Raw genomic sequence first — 8833 nt, forward strand, 5'->3', positions numbered from 1 at the left:
GGGCGATGCGGAGGTGTGTGCGACCACCTCGTGGCGTGCGCCGGACCGGTTTCGGGTCCGTGAAGGGACCCTTCACGGACTCTGAGTCTGTGAAGGGTCCCTTCACGGACCTCTACACCGACTTTGCCGACACCCTGGACGCTAAGGCTGTGAAGGTTCCCTTCACAGCTCAGGACTTGGCGGTCAGCAGGACCTTGCCGAACACGGTGCCCTCTTCGAGCATCCGATGCGCGGAAGCGGCCTCGGCCATCGGTACGACCTGGCTGACCACCGGCGCCACCGAACCCTGCTCGACCAGCGGCCACAGCCGTTCCCGCACGTCGGCGACGATCGCTGCCTTCTGTTCCAGCGGACGGAATCGCAGCCCCGCCGCGTATACGCCGGCCCGTTTGCCGATCAGCTTGCCCAGGTTCAGCTCGCCCTTCACCCCGCCCTGCATGCCGATCACGACGAGCCGCCCGTCCATGGCGAGTGCGTCGATGTTGCGGTCGAGGTATTTCGCGCCCATGTTGTCGAGAATGACGTCGGCGCCGTTCGTTTCGGCCCGCAGCACCTCGACGAAGTCCTGCTCCTTGTAGTTGATCACCACGTCCGCGCCGAGCTGGCGGCAGCTCTCCAGCCGCTCCGGTGAACCCGCGGTGACCGCGACGGTCGCGCCGAGTGCCTTGCCGACCTGGATGGCGTGCGTGCCGATCCCGCCCGCGCCGCCGTGCACCAGCAGGACCTGACCCTCGCGGAGCCCGGCGTGCATCACCACGTTCGCCCATACGGTGCAGGCAACTTCGGGCAGCCCGGCCGCGGTGATCGTCTCCACCTCGCCGGGCACCGGGAGCAGTTGCCCGGCGGGCACGGTGGCCTTCTCGGCGTACCCGCCGCCGGCCAGCAGCGCGCACACCTCGTCGCCGACCTGCCAGCCTTCGACGCCTTCGCCGAGTTCCGCGATCACGCCGGAACATTCGAGGCCAAGCACCTGGCTGGCGCCGGGCGGAGGCGGGTAGTTTCCTTGCCGCTGCAGCAGATCGGCCCGGTTCACCGCGCTCGCGACGACCTCCAGCAGCACCTCACCGGGGCCGGGACGCGGATCGGGCACCTCGGTCCATTCGAGCACGTCGGGGCCACCGGGTTCGCGGATCGTGATCGCCTGCATGGGCCTGACTGTAACCCGCTTCACGCCGCACGCGCTCAGCCGAGGTCGTTGGTGCTGAAGGTGTTGCAGCGAGCCGGTTGCCCGGTCTGGAACCCGGTGGTGAACCACTTTTCGCGCTGTTTGGAAGTGCCGTGCGTGAAGCTCGATTCGTTGACGTGGCCGCTGCCGAGCTTCGACTGGATGTAGTCGTCGCCGATCCGGGCTGCTGTGTCGAGCGCGCGGGAGATGTCGTCCTTCGTGACGTCCTGCACCAGCGGTTTGCCGGACTCGGTCGGCGTTGTGCTTGCGTGGTTCGCCCAGACCCCGGCGTAGCAGTCGGCTTGCAGCTCCAGGCGCACCGAGCCGCCGGTCGGGCCGCTGCCGTTGCCACGCTTCGACGTGCCGGTGAGGTTCTGTACGTGGTGGCCGTACTCGTGGGCCAGTACGTACGCCTCGGTGAACAGCCCGCCCTTCGCGCCGAAGCGGGTCTTCAGCTCGTTGAAGAAGGACAGGTCGATGTACACGTGTGAGTCGGCCGGACAGTAGAACGGGCCGGTGTCGGAGGTGGCGCTGCCGCAGCCGGTGCGTACGCCGCCGTTGAAGAACCGCGTGGTGGCCTTGCGGTAAGTCTGGCTGGAGCGGGTGAACTGCTGGGTCCAGTAGTCCTGCACCGAGTTGACTATGGCGACGACCGCGCAGTCGTGGTCGCGGTTCGCGTCCGCTCCGGTGCGGCATTTCTGGGCGAGCGTGGTGGCGTCCACCTGCTGCCCCGAACCGACACTGCCGAGCCCGGGGCCACTGGCCGGGTTCGGGGCGCTGCTCGCGCCGCCGAACTGGGACATCAGGAAGTAGATGACGAGCCCGACCAGCCCGAGCCCGCCACCGCCGAGGGCCACCCGGCCGCCGATCCCGCCGCCACCGCCGCTGCCGCGCAGGTCCTGGACCTCGGAGCTGTCGAGTCCCGCGTTGTCGTCGAATCGCACGGCGAAAGCCTAACCGCGGATCGGAAACGCAGACTGGGTGCGGCCCTGCGCTCTGGCGGGCCGCACCCAGGTACTACCGAGGTTTCGAGTGGCGGTTGGCCACCGGCCGGGCCGGCGTCCGGCGATGCCTTCGCGGTGCCGAGGCCGCGAAGTGAAGCAGCGCCAGATCGACGCCGTGGTGCGCGTGATCGATGCCGGGCGCACCGCTAGTGCCTGCCTGCTGCTGTTCACAGTCGCGACCGAACCGGATCGAGGCCGTGCCGGCCGCGGGTACACAGCGGGCGGTCAACCGCGGGAATCACCTGCCATGCCACCACCTGGCCTCTCCACGTGGGAGACCCGGGCCGGCGTACCCCTGCGGCGCGCTTCGATACCCGAATCACCCTCCGCTGACAAGAAGGATGCGCTTCTTCGCGCCGAGTCTCAACCTTTCCGTAACCCCTCCTTCGGGCGAAGTTTGCCGGAAGAGGCCACGTTCGGTCGCAAATGCTTGGCACACCTAGGCTTCGTGAATGATCGACGACCACCCCGGCGTGCGCTGGCTCCGCGGACCCGAACAGCACGCTTGGCGGGCGTACATCGTCGCTTCGCTACGGTTGCGGCAGCGGTTGCACCGTGAGCTGACCGAAGCACACGCGATCTCCCTCGCCGACTACGAGGTACTGGTCTGCCTCGACGCGGTCGCCGGCCCGGCCAGAATGACCGACCTGGCCGCGCAGCTGGGTTCGACCAAGAGCAGGCTGTCGCACCAGATCAGCAAACTGGAAGCGGCCGGCCTGGTCCGTCGCCGCCCGGACCCGGACGACAAGCGCGGCGTGCTGACCGAACTGACCACGCCGGGCGGGCGGCTGCTGGCCGAGGCCGCCCCCACGCACGTGCGCGGCGCTCGCGAGCACCTGATCGACCTGCTCACTCCGCAGGAACAGACCACGGTGGGCACGGTGTTCGGCCGTGTCCTCGAACACCTGGACGAGGCCGAGGGCAGGCGCGATACGCTGACCGGTGAGGAAGCGTGGCAGAGCGGCCGAATGCAGACGCCTTGAAAGCGTCCGTAGGGAAACCTACCGGGGGTTCAAATCCCTCCGCTTCCGCCAGCCGCCGCCCCCGGCCCGGTCCGCCGGGTGTGGGGGCGGCCGGGTCGACGACGCCGTGTTCTTCGGGTCACCAGGCGTCGCAGACCATTTCGGTATCGACAACACGGCGCGCGACCTCGATGTTCCGGACGGTCATGCGTACAACATCAAGGCGGATGGTGATCCTGTTGCTCAGTGGGTGCCGGAGACCTGGCGTTATGGGGCAGCGCCCTACTGGATGGACGGGATGAAACAGCTTTCGGCCGATGCTTCCGGCCCCTTTGTGGCCTCCCACGGGCACAGTGAGTACACGATGACCTCACCGAGCGGTGTGGACAGCACCAGCAAACACAATATCGCCGCGGTCGTGGCCGGAAAACCTCAGCTGACGATTCCCGCTAGCTAGAAAGACGATCACTTGTCGTTCCGAAGTTGGCCGATCGCCGCCACCCTGGCCGGTGCATTGCTGCTGGGTGGATGCAGCGACGGCCACGAATATATTGCCCCTCAATCCACGGGACCATCGATGTCGAAGCAGCAACAGCAAGCCCAACTGGCGGCTCGGCCGACTCTGGACGAGGCTGTCGCCGGTTATGAGAAGTTTCGCACTGCGCTTCGTGAGCGCCTCGCCACTGACTTCGGTGTCGCAGACTGGACCGAGGAACCCAATTCTGCCGAATACCGTGGGTGTGCTCCACAGTTTCCGGACTTGACGGAGCAAGAGGCCGGCGCGAAGTTTTTGGCGCGGTGGTATGCGCAGACGTCTCTGGTGCCCCAGTGGGAGAAGGTCAAGCATGTGGTGCGGGAGGTTGTCGCCGCGTACGGATTCACCAAACTGACTTTGGACGTGAACCAGAACGGCGACGCCGAACTCAACTTCGTGGATCAGCTCGGTGCTCAGGTGTCCGTCGGGTCGGGAAAGAACACGGTTGTTTCCCTGACTACCGGATGTCACCTCATCAAGAAGTAAGTCAGGTACGCGGCCGGCCCGGGCGCTTCCGATTGCCGGGCCTCCACGACTGCTGACGTACTGCGCCGGTCTGATCACCCGAACGAGGTTGCCGAGCAACCACGACATGGGCCCGCGCGTACCCTGTGCGGCCGGTCATCGCCAGGGTGTGACTGCTCAGGTAACGCCAGGCGAGCCCGCTGTTCAGCCGGGCAGCGTCCGCAGGCGGACCTGCCGGGATGCACGTCCGTCGCCGCCAGGGACGGGCACCCGGTGGATCAGGGATTCTTCAGTTCCCGCAACGCCATTCGCGCGCGGACCTCGGGGCGGCGCAGTGGCGGGACGGTGGCCGGCGGCTGGCGACGCTGCGGGAGTTCGTCGAGCAGGCGGGTGGTGATCGCGGCGATTTCCGCGACCGCCTCTTCGAACGGGTCGCGGGTGGCCTCCGACAGGGACTGCACGCCGGAAACCTTGCGCACGTACTGGCGTGCCGCGGCTTCGATCTCTTCCGTGGTCGCGGCGGGCTGCAGGCCGCGGAGGGTGGTGATGTTTCGGCACATGTGGTTCAGGGTACGACTCTGCGGAAGCCCCCATCACACTCTCGTGCCAACCTCGTTGACGTCGTGTGCGGAGTCCCGGCACTCTCGGTGAAGTGTCCCTCAGACCTCGGTCCCGCCGTCTCGGACGGCCGGTCGCCTCCGCTGCTCCCGCCGGTCCCGGTTCCGGTGACACCCCGATCCCCGAGCAGGCCTGGCACCGGGTGCCGGCCGAGGAACTGATCGCACTCGTCTCGCGCATCCTGGTGGCGCACGGCTTTCCGGAGATCCGTGCGCGGATGGCCGCGGAAGCGTTGTGCCACGGCGATCTCACCGGTGCGCCGGACACCGGCGTCGCGGAGCTGACCCGGCTGCACCTGCCCGCCGTGGAAAGCGGGTTCGTGACGCCTGGGGCCGAGCCGCTGCTGATCGCCGACCGTGGGGCGGCGGCGCTCATCGATTATCGCAGGGCCAGTGGGTTGTGGGCGGTGGGCGACGCGATGGACCGCGCGGTCGTGCGCGCCGGGCGGTTCGGCGTCGGGCTGGTGTCGATGCGCGGGGCCGGTCCGTTCGGCCGGGCCGGGCACCACGCGGCGCGGGCGCTGCCGCACGGGATGATCGGGCTGGTGCTGGCCGCGGGCGGCGTGGAGGAGCATCCCGCGAACCCGCTCGGCATGGCCGCCCCCGCCGGGGCGTACCCGGAGTTCATGCTGGATGTGAACCTGGGCGATGCGGCGCGGAATCCGGAGTTCGCCGGGTTCGCGCTGATGGTGGACGTGCTGGCCGGCGTGCTCTCCGGCGTCGCCGATCACGAGCACGACACCGGGTTGCTGGTGATGGCGATCGCCCCGACCACGCTGCGTAGCGCGGATGGCTTCTACCGCGCGGCGAGCGCGTTGTTCGGCAGCATGCTCGGCTGGGAGGGCGGCGCCCCGATCCGCTACCCGGGCTGGCGGGAGGCGCAGTACCTGGAACAGTGCCGGGCGCTGGGCGTGCCGCTGTCCGCCTCGGTCCGTCGCCAGCTGGACTCGCTGGCGATCGGCCTCGGCCGGTCGCCGCTGAGCACGGTGGGCTAGCGAACGCACCACATCAACGCATGTTCCCGGCTGCCGCGGGACGTCGTTCAGCCGGTCGTGACCCGCCCCTGCTCTCCGCCGACGGCCACCACGTCACCCTCGGTGAGCTGACGGCCACGGCGGGTCTCGGTCTCGCCGTTCACGGTGACCTCTTCCGCTTCGATGAGATCCTTCGCGTGCGCGCCGTCCTCGGCGAGGCCGGCCAGCTTTAGGAACTGGCCCAGCCGGATCGGGGCGCCGGTGATCGGGACATCACGCACGGGGTGGCTCATGCGCCGCATCATGTCACGGGCCTGTGGTGGCCTTGCGGTAGAGCGCGGCCACGTCGTCGTCGAAGTAGCTGGAGTAGGACACGTCGTCGGTGTCACCGCCGTATTCGTACCCGCCGATCACGCCCACCACGGTGCCCAGTTCGGTGTTCGGATCCGGGTCCTCGATCCACGGGCCGCCGCTGGTGCCGGTGGCGAACCCGGGGCACTCCACGCGCAGCTGGAAGGTGTCCTCCCGTTTCGTGGTGGTGGCGCAGACCGCGGGGGTGTCGACGCCGTCCGGGTAACCGGTCACCTTCACCGGCCGCTCCGCCGGACTGTTCACGGCCAGCTTGTTCGCCCCGGTCAACGATTCGACGGTGGCGTCCGAACCGGCGCGGCGCACCCTGGCGAATCCGACGTCCAGATCCTGATCGGAGGAATCGGACCACCCCGGCAGCACCCGCTCGTCGGTGACCTCCCAATAGCCGTACGGGGCGACTCCGTCGTGAAAGCCGGGAGCGAAGCTCACGCCGGTCAAGTACGAGCCGTCCTGGCCGTCGTGGATGCAGTGCGCCGCGGTGACCACTTCGTTGCCGTGGTCGCTGTGCACCACGCTCGCCGTGCAGTAGTGCGTGCCGTCCAGGAACAGCGCGCCGACGGCGGAGTTCGCCGGCTTGGCCGCGGCGGTGGGCACCGTTTCGACGGTGTGGTCCGCACTCGCGACGAGGAGGCCGTTCGTGCACACCAGCGCGACCGCCACGATCACGACTCGCCGCACAACACCTCCTGAGGGGTTCCGTTCGCACTAAGTATCCGAGCTCCCGGGTGAGATCGGTGCGAGGAACCGTGATGAAGGATTTCACGGGCGAAGCGGCGGTGATCACCGGTGCTGGGTGGGGGCCCAGGGTGTCGGCAAAGTTGGTCGGGGACCCGGCAGTGGGCGATGCGGAGGTGTGTGCGACCACCTCGTGGCGTGCGCCGGACCGGTTTCGGGTCTGTGAAGGGACCCTTCACAGACTCAGAGTCCGTGAAGGGTCCCTTCACGGACCTCTACACCGACTTTGCCGGAACCCTGGGGTGGGGGCCGGCCGCGTGCTCGGGTATGAACCGGTCCGTGTCGCCCGGCAGGTGTGGCCGAGATGCTGTTCCGGTGACGGGTCAGCGGCCACCATCTCGAATACGTTCGGATTCGCCGGAGCACTTGAGTGGAGTTCGTGTAACGCAGCGAAGTTCATTCACCGAGTCGCTGCGTGCATCCGGGTGGAATCAAACCGGCATCGCGGGCCGCGTGGTGTCCTGGATGCGCGAGCCACGGCATGGTTCGAGGAAATTTCCTTTACCACAACGAAGAAAGCGGCCGGGGCGATCATGCGCGGATCCGTATGCGCCGACGCCAGGCTGGCCGACGAGGTAACTTATCAGTGATCAGTTGTTGTCCGCTCTCGCCCCGTACTCGAACGGTGGAGCTGCCTTCTGGTGAAAACAATAATCACTCGATGGAGTTGGATTTCTGACAGATCTATCGGAAATGCGCCAGAATGGTGGCGTCCGCCCGTGTGCCAGTGCCCCGGAGGTGTCCCCAATGCTGCGCCTTGCCGGTCGGCGACCGGCCGCAATCGCCGACCGCTCCGCCGCGGAGCTGGCCGATCGAACCGGGATCATCGCCGCCAGTGTGCCGGGCAGCTTGAAGCGGGCGGGTAAGCCGGGCAGGGGCAGGCGGCTGACGGGCGGGCTGGGCCCGGCAAGGTGGGGGGTGGTCGGGCAATTTGTCGACAAGTCAATCGTGGATAGGCGGCGGGGCGCCGGGGCGGGCGCGGCCGAGCAGGGCGTGGGTGGGCAGGGCGTGGGTGGGCGGCTCGTTGACGGTCCGACTGCGGGCGAGCTGCTCGTGAACGGTCCGACCGATGCCGGGTCGGGTGTGGCGGAGACCGGCTGCGCGCAGGCCGGGTTGGGCGTGGCGGGGGTTGGCGGTGTGCAGGCCGGGTCGGGTGTGGCGGAAACCGGCGGTGCGCAGGCCGGGCTGGGTGTGGCGGGGGTTGGCGGTGCGCAGGCCGGGTTGGATGTGGCGGGGGCTGGCGGTGTGCAGGCCGGGTCGGGTGTGGCCGAGACCGGCGGTGTGCAGGCCGGGTCGGTTCCGGCCGCAGGCGGCAGGGCGCTGGTCTCGCCGCAGGCCGTGGTGGGGCGAAGGAGCCGGCGTGCCGTGGTCATCGGGGCGTCGGCGGTCGTGCTGGCCGGGCTCGGCTGGCTGGGTGGCGGGCTGGTGACCGGCGGGTTCTCCGGTTCGCGGCCGGACACGGTGGCGACGCAGGCCGAGCCGCAGGTCGTGGTGGCTCCGCCGGGCTCCTGGCCCACACGGCCGCAGGTGCCGGTGACCTCGGAAGCCGGACCGGCCACGGTTCACGTGCCGGTGTCCCCGAAGGAGCGGCCGGTCCGCAAACGCGTCACCACGCCGCCGCCGGTCAGCCCGCGCCAGGACATTCCCCTTGGCCCGCGCCAGGACGTTCCTCCGGCCGGCGCGGATCAGGACGTACCTCGCGCGGGTAACAACCCGCCCGCACCGGCCCCGAGTGTCGCGCCCAAGAGCGACTTCCGGAAGGTCGTCGACCATCGGTGGCAGCCGTGGACGGGCTTGGTGCGGAAAGCGGCAGGCGGTCGCTGACGGCCCGTATCTGCCAAAGCTGTGAAGGGACCCTTCACAGACTCTCCGTCCGTGGGTGTCGGCAAAGTTGGTCGGGGACCCGGCAGTGGGCGATGCGGAGGTGTGTGCGACCGCCTCGTGGCGTGCGCCGGACCGGTTTCGGGTCTGTGAAGGGACCCTTCACAGACTCAGAGTCCGTGA

10 protein-coding genes and 1 tRNA gene are annotated in these 8833 nt (G+C 68.8%); 6 read left to right on the plus strand and 5 right to left on the minus strand.

Features of this window, described 5'->3' with window-relative positions:
• Positions 1-169: 169 nt before the first annotated feature.
• On the minus strand, positions 170-1147 hold the full coding sequence (locus D5S19_RS01350; RefSeq protein WP_120021501.1) for an NAD(P)H-quinone oxidoreductase: 978 nt from the start codon (positions 1145-1147) through the stop codon (positions 170-172).
• A gap of 35 nt (positions 1148-1182) precedes the next feature.
• Complete coding sequence (gene ypfJ / locus D5S19_RS01355) at positions 1183-2109, minus strand: KPN_02809 family neutral zinc metallopeptidase (protein ID WP_120021502.1); 927 nt, start codon at positions 2107-2109, stop codon at positions 1183-1185.
• A 512-nt stretch (positions 2110-2621) separates the two neighbouring features.
• On the opposite strand from ypfJ, the gene D5S19_RS01360 reads away from it, so the two are divergent.
• The 4 genes from D5S19_RS01360 (at position 2622) to D5S19_RS01370 (ending at position 4152) form a co-directional block, all read left to right on the plus strand.
• Positions 2622-3152, plus strand: coding sequence for a MarR family winged helix-turn-helix transcriptional regulator (locus tag D5S19_RS01360; RefSeq protein ID WP_120021503.1), 531 nt, complete (start codon positions 2622-2624; stop codon positions 3150-3152).
• Positions 3116-3203 (plus strand) — tRNA-Ser (locus D5S19_RS01365). Before D5S19_RS01360 ends, D5S19_RS01365 begins: the two co-directional genes overlap by 37 nt.
• A gap of 55 nt (positions 3204-3258) precedes the next feature.
• Positions 3259-3588 carry a hypothetical protein gene (locus D5S19_RS31550; RefSeq protein ID WP_147397304.1) on the plus strand — a complete coding sequence of 110 codons (330 nt, stop codon included), beginning with the start codon at positions 3259-3261 and terminating at the stop codon, positions 3586-3588.
• 12 nt (positions 3589-3600) lie between these two features.
• A complete protein-coding gene (locus D5S19_RS01370; protein WP_147397305.1) occupies positions 3601-4152 on the plus strand; it encodes an LppA family lipoprotein in 552 nt (183 codons plus the stop codon).
• A gap of 257 nt (positions 4153-4409) precedes the next feature.
• Here the strand turns inward: D5S19_RS01370 and D5S19_RS01375 are convergent, their stop codons facing one another.
• Complete coding sequence (locus D5S19_RS01375; RefSeq protein WP_098512091.1) at positions 4410-4691, minus strand: DUF2277 domain-containing protein; 282 nt, start codon at positions 4689-4691, stop codon at positions 4410-4412.
• A gap of 92 nt (positions 4692-4783) precedes the next feature.
• Between D5S19_RS01375 and D5S19_RS01380 the strand changes: the two genes are divergently transcribed.
• Positions 4784-5743, plus strand: a complete 960-nt coding sequence (locus D5S19_RS01380; protein WP_199730260.1) for an Ldh family oxidoreductase — start codon at positions 4784-4786, stop codon at positions 5741-5743.
• Between the two features lie 47 nt (positions 5744-5790).
• On the opposite strand, the gene D5S19_RS01385 is transcribed toward D5S19_RS01380, so the two are convergent.
• Both D5S19_RS01385 and D5S19_RS01390 read right to left on the minus strand, forming a co-directional pair.
• Positions 5791-6015: an RNA-binding S4 domain-containing protein gene (locus D5S19_RS01385; RefSeq protein WP_120021508.1), complete on the minus strand. Its 225-nt coding sequence runs from the start codon at positions 6013-6015 to the stop codon at positions 5791-5793.
• A 13-nt stretch (positions 6016-6028) separates the two neighbouring features.
• Complete coding sequence (locus D5S19_RS01390) at positions 6029-6772, minus strand: trypsin-like serine peptidase (protein WP_120021506.1); 744 nt, start codon at positions 6770-6772, stop codon at positions 6029-6031.
• A gap of 1005 nt (positions 6773-7777) precedes the next feature.
• Here D5S19_RS01390 and D5S19_RS01395 point away from each other — a divergent pair.
• The gene (locus tag D5S19_RS01395; RefSeq protein ID WP_158605456.1) at positions 7778-8653 is read left to right on the plus strand and encodes a hypothetical protein; all 876 of its coding nucleotides are present in this window, start codon (positions 7778-7780) and stop codon (positions 8651-8653) included.
• Positions 8654-8833: the final 180 nt, after the last annotated feature.

The organism is Amycolatopsis panacis, from assembly GCF_003600245.1.
Taxonomy (GTDB): Bacteria; Actinomycetota; Actinomycetes; order Mycobacteriales; family Pseudonocardiaceae; genus Amycolatopsis; species Amycolatopsis sulphurea.

What these genes read in the sequence shown, in the direction of transcription:
- D5S19_RS01350 (WP_120021501.1), bottom strand. Translation starts at nt 1,147, where the DNA reads ATGCAGGCGATCACGATCCGCGAACCCGGTGGCCCCGACGTGCTCGAA.
- D5S19_RS01360 (WP_120021503.1), top strand. Translation starts at nt 2,622, where the DNA reads ATGATCGACGACCACCCCGGCGTGCGCTGGCTCCGCGGACCCGAACAG.
- D5S19_RS01375 (WP_098512091.1), bottom strand. Translation starts at nt 4,691, where the DNA reads ATGTGCCGAAACATCACCACCCTCCGCGGCCTGCAGCCCGCCGCGACC.
- D5S19_RS01385 (WP_120021508.1), bottom strand. Translation starts at nt 6,015, where the DNA reads ATGAGCCACCCCGTGCGTGATGTCCCGATCACCGGCGCCCCGATCCGG.